Annotated in this window: 18 protein-coding genes and 1 tRNA gene; 5 read left to right on the top strand and 14 right to left on the bottom strand. The window is 72.0% G+C overall.

The features are described 5' to 3' along the window. Positions 1 to 101: 101 nt before the first annotated feature. Both ACULK4_RS12255 and ACULK4_RS12260 read right to left on the bottom strand, forming a co-directional pair. A complete protein-coding gene (locus tag ACULK4_RS12255; RefSeq protein WP_445964688.1) occupies positions 102 to 1,220 on the bottom strand; it encodes an aminotransferase class V-fold PLP-dependent enzyme in 1,119 nt (372 codons plus the stop codon). A 55-nt stretch (positions 1,221 to 1,275) separates the two neighbouring features. After that, entirely contained in the window at positions 1,276 to 2,061 is a 786-nt protein-coding gene (locus tag ACULK4_RS12260) for an isoprenyl transferase (RefSeq protein ID WP_445964689.1), read from the bottom strand. Between the two features lie 74 nt (positions 2,062 to 2,135). On the opposite strand from ACULK4_RS12260, the gene trhA reads away from it, so the two are divergent. After that, complete coding sequence (gene trhA / locus ACULK4_RS12265; protein ID WP_445964690.1) at positions 2,136 to 2,936, top strand: PAQR family membrane homeostasis protein TrhA; 801 nt, start codon at positions 2,136 to 2,138, stop codon at positions 2,934 to 2,936. Positions 2,937 to 2,972: 36 nt separating this feature from the next. On the opposite strand, the gene ACULK4_RS12270 is transcribed toward trhA, so the two are convergent. Continuing rightward, complete coding sequence (locus ACULK4_RS12270; protein ID WP_445964691.1) at positions 2,973 to 3,266, bottom strand: hypothetical protein; 294 nt, start codon at positions 3,264 to 3,266, stop codon at positions 2,973 to 2,975. A gap of 71 nt (positions 3,267 to 3,337) precedes the next feature. On the opposite strand from ACULK4_RS12270, the gene ACULK4_RS12275 reads away from it, so the two are divergent. Next, the gene (locus ACULK4_RS12275) at positions 3,338 to 3,829 is read left to right on the top strand and encodes a DUF4307 domain-containing protein (protein ID WP_445964692.1); all 492 of its coding nucleotides are present in this window, start codon (positions 3,338 to 3,340) and stop codon (positions 3,827 to 3,829) included. Positions 3,830 to 3,889: 60 nt separating this feature from the next. Further along, a complete protein-coding gene (greA, locus tag ACULK4_RS12280) occupies positions 3,890 to 4,381 on the top strand; it encodes a transcription elongation factor GreA (protein WP_445964693.1) in 492 nt (163 codons plus the stop codon). A gap of 60 nt (positions 4,382 to 4,441) precedes the next feature. On the opposite strand, the gene ilvA is transcribed toward greA, so the two are convergent. Then, positions 4,442 to 5,740, bottom strand: a complete 1,299-nt coding sequence (ilvA, locus tag ACULK4_RS12285) for a threonine ammonia-lyase (protein ID WP_445964694.1) — start codon at positions 5,738 to 5,740, stop codon at positions 4,442 to 4,444. A gap of 1 nt (position 5,741) precedes the next feature. Then, positions 5,742 to 6,956, bottom strand: coding sequence for an AI-2E family transporter (locus ACULK4_RS12290; RefSeq protein WP_445964695.1), 1,215 nt, complete (start codon positions 6,954 to 6,956; stop codon positions 5,742 to 5,744). A gap of 72 nt (positions 6,957 to 7,028) precedes the next feature. Here ACULK4_RS12290 and ACULK4_RS12295 point away from each other — a divergent pair, with 72 nt between their 5' ends. Beyond that, positions 7,029 to 8,243, top strand: a complete 1,215-nt coding sequence (locus ACULK4_RS12295) for a winged helix-turn-helix domain-containing protein (protein WP_445964696.1) — start codon at positions 7,029 to 7,031, stop codon at positions 8,241 to 8,243. An 8-nt stretch (positions 8,244 to 8,251) separates the two neighbouring features. On the opposite strand, the gene ACULK4_RS12300 is transcribed toward ACULK4_RS12295, so the two are convergent. From ACULK4_RS12300 to ACULK4_RS12315, 4 genes are all read right to left on the bottom strand, one after another. Then, entirely contained in the window at positions 8,252 to 9,124 is an 873-nt protein-coding gene (locus ACULK4_RS12300; RefSeq protein WP_445964697.1) for a M48 family metalloprotease, read from the bottom strand. Positions 9,125 to 9,127: 3 nt separating this feature from the next. Continuing rightward, positions 9,128 to 9,694 carry a LemA family protein gene (locus tag ACULK4_RS12305; protein ID WP_445964698.1) on the bottom strand — a complete coding sequence of 189 codons (567 nt, stop codon included), beginning with the start codon at positions 9,692 to 9,694 and terminating at the stop codon, positions 9,128 to 9,130. A gap of 142 nt (positions 9,695 to 9,836) precedes the next feature. Next, complete coding sequence (locus tag ACULK4_RS12310; protein WP_445964699.1) at positions 9,837 to 11,150, bottom strand: D-arabinono-1,4-lactone oxidase; 1,314 nt, start codon at positions 11,148 to 11,150, stop codon at positions 9,837 to 9,839. Beyond that, complete coding sequence (locus ACULK4_RS12315) at positions 11,147 to 12,409, bottom strand: alanine racemase (RefSeq protein ID WP_445964700.1); 1,263 nt, start codon at positions 12,407 to 12,409, stop codon at positions 11,147 to 11,149. Before ACULK4_RS12315 ends, ACULK4_RS12310 begins: the two co-directional genes overlap by 4 nt. A 56-nt stretch (positions 12,410 to 12,465) precedes the next feature. Here ACULK4_RS12315 and ACULK4_RS12320 point away from each other — a divergent pair, with 56 nt between their 5' ends. After that, complete coding sequence (locus ACULK4_RS12320) at positions 12,466 to 13,392, top strand: Ppx/GppA phosphatase family protein (RefSeq protein ID WP_445964701.1); 927 nt, start codon at positions 12,466 to 12,468, stop codon at positions 13,390 to 13,392. Between the two features lie 17 nt (positions 13,393 to 13,409). Here ACULK4_RS12320 and ACULK4_RS12325 read toward each other — a convergent pair. The 5 genes from ACULK4_RS12325 to ACULK4_RS12345 form a co-directional block, all read right to left on the bottom strand. Beyond that, positions 13,410 to 13,483 (bottom strand) — tRNA-Leu (locus ACULK4_RS12325). A 46-nt stretch (positions 13,484 to 13,529) separates the two neighbouring features. Beyond that, complete coding sequence (locus tag ACULK4_RS12330) at positions 13,530 to 14,951, bottom strand: NAD(P)/FAD-dependent oxidoreductase (RefSeq protein ID WP_445966952.1); 1,422 nt, start codon at positions 14,949 to 14,951, stop codon at positions 13,530 to 13,532. A gap of 35 nt (positions 14,952 to 14,986) precedes the next feature. Then, complete coding sequence (locus ACULK4_RS12335; protein ID WP_445966951.1) at positions 14,987 to 16,288, bottom strand: S8 family serine peptidase; 1,302 nt, start codon at positions 16,286 to 16,288, stop codon at positions 14,987 to 14,989. Beyond that, a complete protein-coding gene (locus ACULK4_RS12340) occupies positions 16,285 to 16,827 on the bottom strand; it encodes a DUF501 domain-containing protein (RefSeq protein WP_445966950.1) in 543 nt (180 codons plus the stop codon). The genes ACULK4_RS12335 and ACULK4_RS12340 overlap by 4 nt, the downstream gene beginning before the upstream one ends. After that, entirely contained in the window at positions 16,824 to 17,579 is a 756-nt protein-coding gene (locus ACULK4_RS12345) for an FtsB family cell division protein (protein ID WP_445966949.1), read from the bottom strand. Before ACULK4_RS12345 ends, ACULK4_RS12340 begins: the two co-directional genes overlap by 4 nt. Between the last annotated feature and the right edge of the window lie 57 nt (positions 17,580 to 17,636).

Raw genomic sequence — 17,636 nt, forward strand, 5'->3', positions numbered from 1 at the left:
CGACGGTACGTCCGACCGACGACATCCGCGTGCGCGACACGCGGCGCGACATCCGCTGTTCACATCGCGTCGACCCGGGTGACGGATGCCGCGGCCCGGCCTCAGTACGTCGCGGCCGTGTTGAACGACACGAACGCGCCGCGCAGCATCTCGATCGTGTCCTCCGACAGCGCCGCGTGGACGCTGAGCCGCACGCTGCCGAGGCGCGTGGTGGCGGTGACGCCGTGGTTGTGCAGGGAGGCCGACAGGACGGTGACGTGCTCGGGTTCGGGCTCGAGCACGACGATGCCGGCGCGTTCGCGCTCGTCGCGTGACGACGAGACGGGGATCGCGAACTCGTCGGCGAGATCGATCACACGGCTGACGTTCTCGGCGAGGCGGGCGTTCACGACCTCGACGCCCACCGCGGCGAGCTCCTCCATGGTGGCGGCGAACCGGGCCGCGGCGATCGGGTCGGGGTTCGACACGCGGAACGCGCGCGCGGTCGACGCGGGCGGCGGCACCTCGTCCCACACCTCGTCCTCGTCGGTTCCGCTGTACCCGGAGAACACGGGCGTGAGCTGCTCGCGGGCGCGGGCCGACACGGCCATGAAGCCGGTGCCCCATCCGGCCCGGCACCACTTCTGCCCACCGGTCACGACGACGTCCGCGAGCTCCCACGGCGCGTCGACGACGCCGAAGCCCTGGATCGCGTCGACGATGAGGAGCCGGTCGCCGATCACCTGCCTGATGCCCTCGAGGTCGCACAGGTACCCGGTCCGCGAGTCGACCAGGCTCACCGCGACCGCGGCGACGTTGGCCTCGAGCTGCTCGCGGATCTGCCCGGGCGTGACCTTGCCGTGATCGGTCTCGAGCCATGCCGGCTGCACCGAGTGCAGCGCCTCGTGCGCGCGCACGGCCGCGATCGGCAGGCTGGGGAACTCGCCGGGCGAGAGCAGCACCGTCCCGGTGAGCCCGAACATGGCGTGCATGAGCCCCGTCGTGGTGTTGGGGACCGTGACGACCTGGTCCGCGACGAACCCGGTCAGGGCGGATGCCGCGCCGCGGAGACGTGCGTCCTGCTCGCGCAGCGCGTCGAGGCTGCCGTGGCGCGCCCGCTCGAGCACGTGCGTGAACGCGAAGGTCTCCTCGGCGGCGGTGCGCGCCATGGGGCCGACACGACCGTAGTCGAGGTAGCCGGGTTCCTCGGTGAATCCGGCGAGGTAGTCGTCGATGCTCACTGGGCCTCAGCCCCCTTCCTCCGAGCCATATCCTGACATGCCTGAAGGGGAATGCTCAGCCGCCGTACCGCCGGTGCCGCATCGTGTAGTCGCGGACGGCGCGCAGGAAGTCGACTTCGCGCAGGTCGGGCCCGAGCGCCTCGACGAAGTAGAACTCGCTGTGGGCGGCCTGCCAGAGCATGAAGTCGCTGAGCCGTTGCTCGCCCGACGTGCGGATCACGAGGTCGGGGTCGGGCTGGCCGCCCGTGTACAGGTGCTCGCCGATCAGGTCGGGCGTGAGCGACTCGGCGAGGTCCTCGAGGCTGCGGCCCTCGGCATGGTGGGATGCCACGATCGAGCGCATCGCGTCGGTGATCTCGCGGCGCCCGCCGTACCCGACGGCGAGGTTGACGTGGAGGCCCCTCTTGTCGGCGGTGCGGTGCTCCGCGGCGTCGAGCGCGGCGACGAGCGGTTCCGGCAGGCCCGCGTCGGACCCGACGTGCTGCACCCGCCAGTCGCGGTAGTGGCTGAGCTCCTCGGCGAGGTCGGCGATGATCTCGATGAGGTCGGCGAGCTCGTCGGACGTGCGGTTGCCGAGGTTGTCGCTCGAGAGCAGGTACAGGGTCACGACCCTGATGCCGAGGTCGTCGCACCACTCGAGGAACTCGCGCATCTTGGCAGCCCCAGCACGGTGGCCGTGGGCGGCCGTCTCGTACCCCAGCTGCTTGGCCCACCGACGGTTCCCGTCGATGATCATGGCCACGTGATGCGGCAGTTCTGCCTGGTCGAGTTCGCGCCGGAGCCGGTTCTGGTAGAGCCGGTAGAGGAGCCCGCGACCGAGGTGGTGATCGCTCGTCTGCACCCGACTACGGTACTCCTCCCCCCACCGCCGTCACTCCCAGCAACCCGTGACCACCGCAGCCCTACGCTGTGCACATGAGCCCTGCGAGCGAACCCGAGGACGTCGGCGAGCACCTGCAGCGCCCCGAATCCGAACTCGACGCGGCCGACGCGGCCGTCGCCGTCGACGACGCCCGCGGACCCGACCTGCCGAACCTGCCGCTCATCGACGCGTCGCCCGAGCCTCCGGCCGACGGGAAGCCGACGTGGCGCGGATGGATCCACGCCGTCACCTTCCCGATCACGATCGTCGCGGGCATCGTGCTCATCGTGCTCGCCGAGGGGTCGGCGGCGAAGTGGGCGTCTGCGGTGTTCGTCCTCACCTCGATGCTGCTGTTCGGCAACTCGGCGCTGTACCACCGCTTCGACTGGCAGCCGCGCACGAAGGTCCTCCTGAAGCGGATCGACCACGCGAACATCTTCCTGCTCATCGCGGGCACGTACACGCCCCTCGCGATCCTCGCGCTGCCGCCCGAAAAGGGCTGGCTGCTGCTCGGGATCGTCTGGGGCGGGGCCCTCGTCGGCATCGCGTTCCGCGTGTTCTGGATCGGCGCGCCGCGGTGGTTCTACGTGCCGCTCTACCTGCTGCTCGGCTGGGCGGCCGTGATGTACCTCGGCGACCTGCTCGAGGCGAGCGTCGCGATGATGGTGCTCGTGATCGCCGGCGGCCTGCTCTACACGGTCGGTGCGATCGTGTACGGCATGAAGCGGCCGAACCCGTGGCCGGGGCATTTCGGGTTCCACGAGATCTTCCACGTGTGCACGGTGCTCGCGTTCATGTGCCACTGGACGGCGACGCTGATCATCGCCGTGGACCCGGTGTACCACGTCGGCTGACGCGCCGGCGCCCCGGGCCCTCCGCCCGACGACGGCCTACTCGGGCTTCGAGGGCGGGGCGTCGGATGCCGCGGCGTCGGGCGATCCACCGGAGTCGCCCGGCTCGCCGCCCTCCGCGGCGCGCTCCTCGGCGTCGAGCCGCGCCTTCGCCTCGGCGCGGTAGTTGACCCGCCGGATGCGGCGCACCATGTCGAGCACGAGCAGCAGCACCACCGCCATCACGATGAAGGTGATGACGAAGCCCTCGACCCCCGGCGTCACGTCGTTCGGGTCGAACTCCTCCTCCGCGGCGACGGCGAGCAGCGCGGTGACGGAGGACGCGACGGGCATCGGGATCCCTTCAGGGGCGGGGCGTAGGCTTGCCTGAAGCCTAGACGATCGAGCCGGGAAGGAGCCGGGCGGTGCCCCCACGCGAATCCGCCGACGCGGCAGCCGTCGACGCCGCCGTCGAGGATGCCGCCCTGGACGGCGTCCGTCCGCGCGGGTCCGGAGCCGCGGCATCCGTCGACCTGGAACGGCGCTACGGCCGTACCGCCGACCGAAGGCGTCGCGAGCGGTGGATCCTCGGCGGCGCCGCACTCGCGTTCGCCGTGGTGCTCGTCGCCTGGGTCGTGTGGGCGGGCCTCGACGGCAGCCGTCCGCAGGTGCAGGCGACCGACCTCGGCCACCGGCTCATCGACGACCACTCGGTGGAGGTGACCTGGCGCCTCTCGGCACCCGCCGGCAACGAGACGGCCTGCATCGTGCAGGCCTACAACGAGGACTTCACGGTGGTCGGATGGAAGATCGTCGAGCTCCCCGCGTCCGAGCGTCCGCTGCGGACCTTCACCGAGACCGTGCGAACCGCGCTGGAGCCCAACACCGGTTTGGTCTCGGACTGCTGGCTGATCTAACATAGGAGATTCGCTCCGGCACTCGCCGGGGCGTCACGTCTATACACGGGAGTGTGCACCATGGCGCAGGAGGCAACCGTCACCTGGCTCACCCAGGAGGCCTACGACCGGCTCGCCGCCGAGCTCGAGCACCTCTCCACCACCGGCCGCGAGGAGATCGCGAAGCGCATCGAGGCCGCGCGTGAAGAGGGCGACCTCAAGGAGAACGGCGGCTACCACGCCGCGAAGGACGAGCAGGGCAAGCAGGAGGCCCGCATCCGGCAGCTCACCGAGTTGCTGCGCAACGCCGAGGTCGGCGAGGCGCCCGAGTCGAGCGGCGTCGTCGAGTCCGGCACCGTCATCACGGCCGTCGTCGCCGGTGACGAGGAGCGGTTCCTCATCGGCAGCCGCGAGATCGCCGGCGATTCGGAACTCGACGTCTTCAGCGAGCAGTCGCCGCTCGGCGAGGCCATCCTCGGCCTGAAGGTCGGCGAGAAGACGAGCTACACGGCGCCCAACGGGCGCGAGATCCCGGTCGAGATCCGCGAGGTCGAGACCTGGGGCGGCCAGTAGGCCACGGCATGAGCCTCGAGGGGCGGGTGCGGCGCGTTCGGCGCGGCATCCGCCCCTCGCTCATTCCTCGATGACCTCCGGCTCGTACCCGGCCCGGCGCAGCACCTGGACGACCTCGGCCCGGTGCTCGGGTCCGCGGGTCTCGACCGAGAGCTGCAGCGCGACCTCGGAGATCTGCATTCCCGCGCCGTGCCGCGTGTGCAGGACCTCGACGACGTTGGCGTTCGCCTCGGCGACGAGCTCGGCGATCCGCGCGAGCTGCCCCGGCCGGTCGGGCAGTCCGATGCGCAGGGTGAGGTACCGGTCGGAAGCCGCGAGCCCGTGCGCGATGACCCGCTGCATGAGCAGCGGATCGATGTTTCCGCCCGACAGGACGACCACGGTCGGCCCGTCGGAGCGCACCGCACCGGTCATGAGCGCGGCCACGCCCACGGCGCCCGCCGGCTCGACGACGAGCTTCGCCCGCTCGAGCAGCACGAGCAGGGCGCGCGCGATGTCGTCCTCGGTGACCGTCACGACCTCGTCGACCGCGTGCCGGATGATGTCGAAGTTGAGTTCGCCCGGCTTGTAGACGGCGATGCCGTCGGCGATGGTCGGCACCACCGGCACGGTCGTGGGAGCGCCTGCCGCGAGCGACGGCGGATACGGCGAGGCGTTCTCGGCCTGCACCCCGATGACGCGGACCGTGCGGCCGAGCGCGGCGGCCTTCTGCTTCGCGGCGCTGGCGATGCCCGCGGCGAGCCCGCCGCCGCCGATGGGCACGACGATGGTCGTGGCATCCGGCGCCTGCTCGAGGATCTCGAGTCCGAGGGTGCCCTGGCCGGCGATCACGTCGGCGTGGTCGAACGGCGGGATGAGCACCGCGCCGCTCTCCTCGGCGAACCTGGCCGCCGCCTCGAGCGTCTCGCCCACCGAGTCGCCGCGGAGCACGACGTCGGCGCCGTACGCCCGCGTCGCCTCGAGCTTCGGCAGGGCGACGCCGACCGGCATGAAGATCGTCGCGTGGATGCCGAGCTCCCGGGCGGCGTACGCGACTCCCTGCGCGTGGTTCCCCGCCGAGGCGGCCACGACGCCGAGCGCCCGCTCGTCGCGGGTGAGCGCCGACATCCGGTTGAAGGCGCCCCGGAGCTTGTACGAGCCGGTGCGCTGCAGGTTCTCGCACTTCAGGTGCACGGGGACCCCGGCGACCGCGGCGAGGAAGCGCGAGGACTCCATGGGCGTGCGCCGGGCCACGTGCGCGACGATGCCCTGTGCGCGCTCGAACCCGGAGAGGTCGGGGCCGGGCCACGCGGGGGCGGCCGGGCCGGGGGCGACGAGCGGCGGCGCGGCGTGCGTGCGTGCGTCGAGGGCGTGGTTCATGTCACCGTCCGTATCCGGGGCGCTGCGGTACCGTGCGCCAGAGCGGGGAATGGGTCTCGGACGGCGCGGGCGGCTCGGCCTGTTTCCAGATGCCGCTCGCGACGTAGAGGATCATGACGTTCGCGACGGCCGCCACCGGCACGGCGAACAGCGCGCCGGCGATGCCCGCGAGCAGCGAACCGGTCGTGACGGCGATGACGACGCCGAGCGGGTGGACCTTCACTGCGGTGCCCATGATGAGCGGCTGCAGCACGTGCCCCTCGACCTGCTGGACGAGCAGCACCACGCCGAGCATGGCGAGCGCGATGCCCCAGCCGTTGTAGACGAGGGCGACGAACACGGCGAGCGCTCCGGTGATGACCGCGCCGACGATGGGGATGAACGAGCCGAGGAACACGAGGATCGCGATCGGGATCGCGAGGGGCACGCCGAGCAGCAGCGCGCCCAGGCCGATGCCGATCGCGTCGATCGTGGCGACGAGGATCTGCACCTTGACGAAGTTCTGGAGGGTGGCCCAGCCGGCCCGGCCGCTGCCGTCGATCGCGGCGCGCGCGCGGCGCGGGAAGATGCCGACGATCCAGTTCCAGATGAACTTGCCGTCGATGAGGATGAACAGCGTCGCGAAGAGAACGAGCAGCAGCCCGGCGAGGAAGTGTCCGAGGGTCGAGCCCACCGACAGCGCACCGCTGACCAGCACGCTGCTGTTGTCCTGCAGCGCGGCGCCGATCTCCTCGACCCAGGCGTCGAACTGCGCCGTCGTGATGTGCAGCGGCCCCTCGAGGAGCCATTCGCGGAACTCCTCCCATGCGATGACGCTCTGCCGGGCGAGGTCGCCGGATCCCCGGACGATCTGCGAGATGCCGAGCGTCAGGAGTCCCGCGACGGCGAGGAGCGCGGTGAGCATCGCGACGGTCACGGCGAGCCACTTGGGCCACCGGTGGCGGCGGAGGAACTCGGCGAACGGCACGAGCAGCGCCGACAGCAGCACGGCCACGAAGACCGGCACGACCACGAAGCGCAGTTGGATGATGAGGAAGACGACGACCGCGAGCACTCCGCCGACGAGCAGGAGCCGCCACGACCATGCGGCGGCGACGCGCATGCCGTAGGGCACGGATGACGCGGCGTCGCGCTCGGTCGCGACGCGGTCGTCCGTGGCGGCGCTGCGGCGTGCGCGCGCACGTCGCACGCGAGAGGTCCCCTTGGCATCCGCCATGGGCCCAGTCTAGGGTCCCGGATCCGGGCCGTTCCGCCGTATGTCGCGGGCTCCGGTTAGGGTCGAGGCACCATGGTCGACCACGTCAGTCCCGCCCTCGCCCGCCGCATCGCACTCGCCGCGCAGGGCTTCGGGCGTGCCGTGCCGGCCGCGCCGGGCACGCGCGCGATCGCCGGCGTCGTCGACCGGCTGGGCCTGCTCCAGATCGACTCGGTCAACGTGTTCGAGCGCAGCCACTACCTGCCGGCGTTCAGCCGGGTCGGCGCCTACGATCGTGCCGCGCTCGACCGCATGGCATGGGGCCGGCGCGGCCGCCTCGTCGAGTACTGGGCGCACCAGGCGGCGTTCATCCCGCGCGAGCTGTGGCCGATGTTCGAGTTCCGGCGTGAGGAGTACCGGCGCTCCGGCGCGACCGAGTGGGGCGGCTGGCTCTCCGAGAACCGGCGGCTCGCCGACTGGCTGCGAGCCGAGCTCGAGGCGAACGGCCCGATGCCGGCGAGTGCGATCGAGCACGACGCGAACGAGCGCCGCGGCCCGTGGTGGGGCTGGTCCGACGTCAAGCGCACCCTGGAATGGATGTTCCGCACTGGTGAGGTCGTCTGCGTCGACCGTCGCCGGTTCGAACGTGTGTACGCGCTCCCCGAGCAGGCGCTCGACGTGTCGCTGCTCGATGCGGCACCCGCCGAGGCCGATCAGGTGCGGGTGCTCGTCGAGCGCGCGGCATCCGCCCTCGGCATCGCCACCGCGGCCGACCTCGCCGACTACTGGCGCATGAAGGCCGCGCAGGTGCGGCCCGCGATCGCCGACCTCGTCGACGCAGGCGTGCTGCGTCCTGTCGAGGTGCCCTCGTGGACCACGGGGTCGCGCCAGACGCCGGCGTGGCTGCACCGCGACGCGCGGCGGCCGCGGCGCCTCGAGGCCGCCGCGCTGCTGTCGCCGTTCGACCCCGTCGTATGGTTCCGGCCGCGCGCCGAGCGCCTGTTCGACTTCCACTACCGCATCGAGATCTACACGCCCGAGGCGCAGCGTCGCTTCGGCTACTACTCGCTGCCGGTGCTGCTCGACGACCGCGTCGTCGGGCGGGTCGACCTGAAGAGCGATCGTGCGGCGCGCGTGCTGCGGGTGCAGTCGGCGTGGGCCGAGCCGCATGCCCCGGCAGACGCCGCCGAGCGGCTGGCGCCCGTGCTCCGGCGCGCTGCTGCCTGGCAGGGCCTCGACGACATCGCCGTCACCGGCCGCGGCGACCTCTCCCCCGCGATCTCGTCGGCACTCGCCAGCGCCGCGTAGCGGGTGGCCTAGAAGCTGCGCCCCATCTCGTGCAGTCGCTGGACGCGCTCCGCGATCGGCGGGTGCGTGGCGAACAGGCGGTCGATCGCGCCCGGCTTCAGCGGGTCGGCGATCCAGAGGTGGGCCATCGAGGTGTTCTGCCGCTGCATGGGACGGCCGTACGCCTCGAGCTTCAGCAGCGCGCGGGCGAGCGCGTCGGGGTGACGTGTGGTCATGGCGCCCGTGGCATCCGCCAGGTACTCGCGCTGCCGCGAGATCGCCAGCTGCACGAGACTCGCCACGAGCGGGGCGATGAGCATCGCCGCGAGGCCGAAGACCAGCACGATCGGGTTGCCGTTGCTGCTGCGCCCGAAGAAGGCCATGCGCAGGAAGAGGTCGGCGATGAAGCCGATCGCCACGACGAGACCGAACACGACCATCGAGAGGCGGATGTCGTAGTTGCGGACGTGGCCCATCTCGTGGGCCATGACGCCCTCGAGCTCGGAGTCGTCCATGATCTCGAGCAGGCCCGTGGTCGCGGCGACGACGGCGTGCTGGGGGTCGCGCCCCGTCGCGAAGGCGTTCGGCGCCGGATCGGAGATGACGAAGACGCGCGGCATCGGCGTGCCGGTCGTGATCGACAGGTTCTCGACCGTGCGCCACAGCCGCGGGTGGTCGCGGACGCCGTGGATCTCGACGGCGCCCGACATCGACAGCGCCTGCCGGTCGGCGGTGAAGTACTGGAAGAGCGCGTACGCCGTCGCGATCGCGAGCGTGATGACCACGATCGTGAGGTCGCCGTAGATCACCGCGGCGAGGTAGCCCAGCCCTCCGACGATGGCGAGGAAGAGCAGGATGGTGAAGACGGTGTTGCGCTTGTTCCGGGCGATCGCTCGGTACATGGCCTAGAACTGCACGCGCGGCGGCTCCGCGATCGCCGCGGCCTCGGTGACCTCGAAGAACTCGCGCTCGTGGAAGCCGAGGCTGCGCACGAAGAGCGTGTTCGGGAACACCTTGATCTTCGTGTTCAGCTCGCGCACGCCGCCGTTGTAGAAGCGGCGCGACGCCTGGATCTTGTCTTCCGTGTCGACGAGCTCCGACTGCAGCTGGAGGAAGTTCTGGCTCGCCTGCAGCTGCGGGTACGCCTCGGCGACCGCGAAGATCGACTTCAGCGCCTGCTGCATGTGGTTCTCGGCCGCACCCGCTTCGGCGGGGCCCTGCGCCTGCAGGGTCTCGGCGCGCGCACGCGTGACGTTCTCGAAGACGGCCTTCTCGTGCGCCGCGTAGCCCTTGACCGCCTCGATGAGGTTCGGGATCAGGTCGGCACGGCGCTTCAGCTGCACCGTGATGTCGCTCCACGCCTCGTCGACGCGCACGTTGAGGGTGACGAGCGAGTTGTAGGTGGTCCACAGGTAGATGCCGATCGCCAGCACCAGGACGACGACGATGATGAGCGGGATCAGCCATTCCATGGCACGGACTCCTGAGGCTTCGGCGACGATCGGGTCGCCACCATCCTACGCCGCGAGCGCGTGGCACGGCCGGAGTTCCCATGCGACTCCGAGTGAAGCGACGGTTCCCGGGTGGGCGCGCCGTCCGCGGCATCCGCTCGCCTCAGGCCCCGAGGACCCGCTCGAGGTACGGATTCGCGAGCCTGCGGTCGGGGTCGAGTTGGTCGCGGACCCGCAGGAAGTCGTCGAACCTCGGGAGCACCTCGCGCAGCGACGCGGCATCCTGCGTGTGCAGCTTGCCCCAGTGCGGCCGCCCGTCGTACGCGCGCATGATCGCTTCGACGCCGTCGAAGTACGCTCGGGGGTCCTCTCGGAAGTAGCGGTGCACCGCGACGTAGCCCGTCTCGCGCCCGTACGCCGTCGAGAGCCAGACGTCGTCGGATGCCGCGGCCCGCACTTCGACCGGGAAGCTGATCCGCCAGCCGCGCCGCTCGATGAGCGCACGCACCTCGCGGAGGGCCGTCGGCACCGCCTCGAGCGGGATCGCGTACTCCATCTCGGCGAACCGCACGGCGCGGTGCGTCGTGAAGACGGCCGGCGAGAGATCGGCGAAATCGCGGTCGCCGGTGAGCGCTGCGATCCGGCGTGCGAAGAACGGCGTGACGGATGGCGCGGCGCGGCCGAGTGCGCAGATCCCGCGATACACGCCGTTGGCGAGCAGTTCGTCGTCGATCCAGCGGGCGACACGGCCGAGCGGCTTCCGCGTCGCGTCGCCGGGGAGCCGGGTGTTCGTCTTCGTGAGCGCCGCGTCGGTGTGCGGGAACCAGTAGAACTCGAAGTGATCGGCGTCGCGCGCGCGCGTCGTCCAGTCGTCGAGCACGTCGCCGAGCGGTTCACGTCGCTCCGCCGCGTGCAGCAGGAAGCGCGGCACCAGCTGAAGGGTGACGTCGACCAGCACGCCGAGCGCCCCGAGCCCGAGCCGCACCGCGGGCAGCAGGTCGGGCCGCTCGGTCTCGCTCACGCGGAGCAGTTCGCCGGCGCCGGTGACGAGCGTCGCGGCGACGACCTGGGTGGCGAGCCCGCCGAAGGCGAGCCCGGTGCCGTGGGTGCCCGTGGAGAGCGCACCCGCGATCGTCTGCCGGTCGATGTCGCCCATGTTCGCCATCGCCAGCCCGTACGGGGCGAGCAGTCGCGGCAGGCGATGCAGCGGGGTGCCCGCTCCGAGCGTGACTCGGCCGGTCGCGGCATCCGCCTCGATCACGCCCGACAGGTCGGCGAGGTCGAGCTGCACGTCGGGCGCGACGGCGATGCCGGTGAAGCTGTGCCCTGATCCGACGGGCTTGACCCGCAGGCCGGACGTCGCGGCGGCCTGCACCGCGCGCTGCACCGCACCCGCGTCCGCGGGCCGCTCGACGCGCATCGGCCGCACCGCCTCGGTGCGCGCCCAGTTGCGCCACACCGCGCCGGTCGCGGTCACAGGAACGCCTTGCCCTCGCCGCGGTAGGTCGGCAGCTCGCCGACCACACGGTCGCCGTCGACGAGCGCGAACTCGGCCACGTGCTCGGACAGCTCGCCCGACTTCGCGTGACGCAGCCACACCCGATCGCCTGCTCGGAGCCGCCCGGCGGCCGGACCGGTCATGGGCGTCTGCACCTCGCCCGCGGCCTCGCGCGGCAGCATCCGGAGCCCGTCCGGCCACGCGATGCGCGGGAGCCGGTCCGCGCCTGGAGGACCGGACGCGACCCATCCCCCGCCGAGCAGGGTCGCGTGGTCGGGGCTCGGCGACCGCACCACGTCGAGCGCGAACGCCGCCGCGGGTGCGGGGGTGAACGCAGCGTACCCGTCGAAGAAGTGGCCCGCGAAGAGGCCGGAGCCGGCCGCGACCTCGGTCACGCTCGGATCGGCGGCCGTCGCCTCGATCGAACCGGTGCCGCCGCCGTTGACGAACTCGAGCTCGGCGTGCTCGCGCACGACCGCGACCGCCCGTCCGCGTCGATCGACGAGCTCGGGCATCGAGCGCGACTTCATCCAGCGCGTCGCGGCACCGGTGACCGGGTGCCCGGCCGGGCGGTCGGCGATCCCGGCGATCTGCGCCTCGTACGCCATCACCCCGACCAGGCGGAAGCCCGCGCGCGACGCGATCACGGCGGCCAACCGGCCCGCCGTGGCGGGGTCGTGCACCGGGGATCGGCGAACCCCGACGTGACCGAGCACGGGCGCCCGCCACGACCCGTCGAGCTCCAGGCAGACCCGCACGACCTCGCGCCGTCCGGGCGGCAGCACCGCGTCGACGAGGTCGAGCTGGTCGACCGAATCGATCATGAGCGTCACCTTCGCGGCCGCGTCCGGGTCGGTGCCGAGCCGGCGGATGCCGCCGCGATCCGCCGTCGGGTAGCCGACGACGGCGTCGTCGACCGAGCCCGCGCCGACGAGCCACAGCGCCTCGCCGAGCGTGTAGGCGAGCACGCCCCGGTACCCCGGCATCCGCTGCAGCGCCTCGACGACCCCGCGCACCCGGAGCGACTTCGACGCGACCCGGATCGGCGTGCCCCCCGCGCGCCGGACGAGGTCGCGCACGTTGTGGCGCAGCGCGCCGAGGTGCAGCGTCGCGACGGGCGCGTCGAGGTGCGCGGTCGCCACGGTGAGGCCCTGCCAGTGCCGCGGGGGGTCGGTCCACGTCGCCGCCTCCGCGCCGTCGTGGGCGCCGGCGCCGAGGTCGAGATCGGGAGCGGTCACGGGGCACAGTATGCATGCGGGGCGCGCGGGGCGCCAGCACGCACTACGCTCGCACCATGCGCCTCGGGGTTCTCGACGTCGGTTCCAACACCGTGCACCTGCTCGTCGTCGACGCGCATCCGGGCGCGAGACCGATCCCGGCCGCGTCGAACAAGTCGGTCCTGCGCCTCATGCGGTACCTCGACGACGACGGCTCGATCAGCGAGGAGGGCGTCGACGCGATCGTCACGGCCGTGACCGAGGCCGCGAACGTCGCCCGGAAATCGGGCATCGACGAGATGCTGGCGTTCGCGACCTCGGCCATCCGGGAGGCCACGAACGGCGCCGAGGTGCTGCAGCGCGCCGAGGAGGCCGCGGGCATCCGTCTCGACGTGCTGAGCGGCGCCGACGAGGCTCGCATCACCTTCCTCGCGGTGCGCCGCTGGTACGGCTGGTCGGCCGGTCGCGTGCTGCTCTTCGACATCGGCGGCGGCTCGCTCGAGATCGCGCACGGCGGCGACGAGATCCCGGATGTCGCGAGCTCCGTGCCGCTGGGCGCCGGCCGGTCGACGATCCGATTCCTCTCCGACGACCCGCCGAGCGAGAAGCAGGTCAAGCGGCTCCGCGAGCACGCACGGGAACTGCTCGAGGCGACCGTCGAGGAGTTCGGCGGCATCCCGGAGTCGGATCACGTGGTCGGCTCGTCGAAGACGATCCGCTCGCTCGCCAAGCTCGCGGGCAGTACCGAGGAAGGCGTGGGCTCGGAGGAGCGCAGCATCCTGAAGCTCTCACACCTCGACGACTGGATCCCCCGCCTCGCACGGATCCCCGCGGATGCGCGACCGGCGCTCCCCGGCATCACGGAAGACCGCACCTTCCAGATCGTCGCGGGCGGGATCGTCCTCTCGGAGACCATGCGCGCGTTCAAAGCGAAGACGCTGGAGGTGTCGCCGTGGGCGCTGCGCGAAGGACTGATCCTGCGGCGACTCGATCGCCTGACCTGACCGGGCCGCCTTGTCGGTGCTCCCGCTGGGATTCGAACCCAGACTGAGGCGAGTTTAAGTCGCCTGCCTCTGCCGATTGGGCTACGGGAGCGCGGTGCCGGCCGGTTCGGCCGGCACCGCGTCACAGCATAGGGCGACTACTTCGCCGCGACGGCCTTCGCGGGCGCCTTCCTGGCGGCCTTCGCCGCGTCACCGGACTCCACGGCCTTGGCGGGCGCCGCCGGGGCGACGTCGGCGGCCGGCTTCGGGCGGGCGGCGAACTGCTCGAACACGGCGCGGGGCTGCTGCACCGCGGCGAGCGAGACGATGTCGCGGCCGAGCCAGAAGTTGTTCCACCAGCCCCAGAACACGCGGAACTTGCGCTCCCACGTCGGCATCGCGAGGCCGTGGTAGCCGCGGTGGGCGAACCACGCGAGGAGACCCGTGAGGGCGATCTTGCCGGACTGGAACGCGCCCGAACCGATGCCGAGGCCCGCGACGGCGCCGAGGTTCTTGTGGATGTACTGCTCGGGCTCCTCGCCGCGGAGCACCGCGACGATGTTCTTCGCGAGCAGCTTGCCCTGCCGCACGGCGTGCTGCGCGTTCGGGACGCAGTAGCCGCCCACGCCGCCGCCAGTGAGGTCGGGCACCGCGGCGATGTCGCCGGCGGCCCACGCGTCGGGCACGATGTCGTCCTCGTCGCCCACGCGGAGGTCGGCGCGCGCCATGATGCGACCTCGCTCCTCGACCGGCAGGTCGCTCGTGCGCACGATCTGCGGGTTCGCCATGACGCCGGCGGTCCAGACGATGAGGTCGGACTCGAAGGTCTCTCCGGTCGACAGCTCGATCCGCCCGTCGACCGCGCTCGTGAGCTGCGTGTCGAGGTGGATCTCGGCGCCGCGCTGGGCGAGGTGCTTGATGACCCAGTGGCTGGTCGGCAGCGACACCTCGGGCATGATTCGGCCCATCGCCTCGATGAGGTGGAAGTGCGTGTCGTCGAACTTCAGCTGGGGGTAGAACTTCAGCAGCGAGCTCGCGAAGGACCGCAGCTCGGCGAAGACCTCGATGCCCGCGAAGCCGCCGCCGACCACCACGAACGTGAGCAGGCGGTCGCGCTCGGGACCGGCCGGGAGGTTCGCGGCCTTGTCGAAGTTGGTGAGGACGCGGTCGCGGATGGCGACGGCCTCCTCGATGGTCTTGAGCCCGATCGCCTGGTCGGCGACGCCAGGGATCGGGAACGTGCGCGACACGGCGCCGCCGGTGACCACGACGACGTCGTAGTCGAACTGCCACGGCTCGCCGGCCTCGGGGGTGATCGTCGCAGTCTTCGACGCGTGGTCGATACCGGTGACCTTGGCGGTGACGACGGTGGTCTTCTTCAGGTGACGGCGCAGCGCGACGACCGAGTGGCGCGGCTCGATCGAGCCGGCGGCGACCTCGGGCAGGAACGGCTGGTACGTCATGTAGGGAAGCGGGTCGACGACCGTCACCTCGGCCTCGCCGGGTCGCAGCCACTTCTCGAGCTTCCATGCCGTGTAGAAGCCTGCGTAGCCGCCACCGACGATCAGAATCTTGGGCACGGTGAATGGACTCCTTGGTTATCTGGTGAGTGCGATCACTGGGCGCGGATGCGCTCAGTCCGCCTGATGTGCCGAGTGGCGCCGATGCCCAACAGCGCTGCTAGCGTACCAAATCCGGCGACCAGCGAGAGCGGCACCGTGATATAGGCGAGCGTCCACGGCGTCGGCAGCAGCGTCTTCGCGCTCTCCGAACGCGGCGGTGGCGGGTCGGCGATGGGCACGATCTCCTCCGCGTCCTGGCCGTCCGCCGTGTCCTCCTCGGGCAGGTCGGCGCGCCGGTGCACGCGGATCCAGTCCTCGAGGCTGCCGAGCGGGTTCGCCTCGACCGCCGCCACCTCCGCGGTGAGCGCCGCGACGGGATCGATGATGCCGTAGCCGTACAGGGGGCTCGGCGCCTCCTCGCCCTTCGGGTCGGCGGTGCGGATGACGCGGTTGATGACGTTCGCGGCATCCAGCTCGGGATACTCGGCACGCACGAGCGCGACGAGGCCCGACACGAGCGGCGCCGCCGCGGACGTGCCTGACCACTGCACGTATCCGCCGTCGGGAAGCACGCCGACGAGGTCCTCGCTCGGCGCCGCGACCGCGATCGTGATGCCCTGCGAGCTCGCGTCGAAGCTCGCGTTCTGGTCGCGGTCGACGCCCGCGACCGTGAGCACGCCCGGGATCGTCGCGGGCGCGCCGACCTCGCTCGTGCCCGAACCGCGATTGCCGGCCGCGGCGACGACGACCACGTCGTTCTCGAACGCGTAGAGGAAGGCGTCGTCCCAGCTCTCGGGCCAGTCCCGCGTGTTCCGCGTCAGCGACATGTTGATCACGTCGGCGCCGTTGTCGACCGCCCAGCGCACGGCCTCGGCGATCTGCTCGTCGTTCGTGTACGGCGATCCCGAGTCCTGGCCGAAGGCGACGGATGCCGTGAGCAGGTCGGCCTCGGGCGCGACCCCGATCACGCCGTTGCCCTCGCCGGTGCCGCGGCCGGCCAGCAGCGACGCGACCATCGTGCCGTGCTCGCTCTCCTCGCCGACGGGCGTCTGGCCGTCGGGCGAGCCGATGGCCGAGGCATCGGTGCCGCCGACCACGACACCGCGGAGCTCGGCGATGTCGCCGTTCACCCCGGTGTCGATGATCGCGACCTTCACGCCCTCCCCACGAGACATCGTCCACGCCTGCGTGTAGCCGTAGTCCGCGAGCCAGTACTGGAGGTCGCGCACGGTGTCCGCGTTCGCAGGGCTGGTGCCGGTGACCGCGAGCGCCGCGGCGAGCACGACCGTGAGACCGGCCCGCCACGCGGTACGGCGCCGGCGGCCGGCGGTCCGGGCAGTCAGCGGTCGGGTCATGGTGCCCGCCCCGCGTCATCCGCGTCGTCGAGGCCGTAGTCGGGGCACCGGCACACGTCGGGCGACCAGCTGGAACGCTCGAGCGCGAGGTCGCCGATCGGGTTCACGCCCGGGCCCGCGGCGAGCGCATGCCCCGCGAGCGCGTGCAGGCACTTCACGCGGGTCGGCATGCCGCCCGCGGAGACGCCGGCGATCTCGACGACTGCGCCGTACTGCTCGCGGTCGGCGAGGTACTGCTCGTGCGCCGCGCGATACGCGGCGGCGACCTCGGCGTCGCGGTCGAGCAGCTCGGTGAACTCGACCATGAGCTGGGCGGCCTCGAGGAACGACATCGACGCCGTCGCGACCGGGTGGGTGAGGTAGTAGAACGTCGGGAACGGGGTGCCGTCGGAGAGCCGGGGCGCGGTCGACACGACGGTCGGCGCACCGCACACGCAGCGCGCCGCGATGCCGACGACGTCGCGGGCCGGGCGGCCGAGCTGCGCCGAGACGATCCGCAGGTCGCGGTCGGACACCGGGGGGAACGGCGGGCGGGTCATCGGGTCCCCTCGTCGGCGGGCTGGTCGGTTCCGGTCGACGTCGGCTCGCTCGGCGCCGGGTCGGCGGGGGCCGGTTCGGCGGGAGCGTCGGACGGCGCCGGCGCGAGCCCCGCGGTCATGACCGAGCGCAGCATCGTCTGCATCCAGTCGCCGCGCTGCTCGGTGACCTCGCGAGACACCGTGCGGTCGGCGTTCGCGAGCGCCTCGGGCGAGCGGTCGTCGATGACGAGGTAGCTGACTTCGCCCGGGAGCACGTAGTACAGGCGCTCTCGGGCCTGCGTGACGATGTACGTCTCGTCGTTCCACCGCTCGCGCTGCTCGGTGAGCCGGGCGACCTCTGCCTCCTGGAGTGCGACTTCGGCCTTGAGCTCGGCGATCTGCTGGCGCTGCTCGGCGTACGCGGCGATGCTCGGCGCGAGCACCACGACGGCGAGCACCAGCACGCCCATCATGATGATCGAGAATCCGGAGAAGCGGATGCCGGCCAGCCAGTCGGAGCTCACCTGCCGGATGGACTGGCGCGTGCCGGCCGTGCCGGCTCCGCCGGCCTTCGCGATGGGCCGCGCGGGCCTGCTGGAGCCCGGCTTCGCCGTGGGCGGCTTCGAGGCGGCCTTCGTGCCGGGCTTCGCCGGGGCCTTCGTTCGGGCGGACTTCGCGGCGTCGGCCTTCGCACCGGTGCCCTTCGCGGAGCCGGTCTTGCCGGCGGCGGGCGCCTTGCCCTTCGGAGGGGTCGGGCGGCGTGCAGCGTTCATCGTCGCCCCTCCTCTCGGGCCCGGGTACGACCGACGGGAGCGGCCGCCTGGCCGCTC

The sequence above is a fragment of the Agromyces selenitireducens genome (assembly GCF_052748465.2).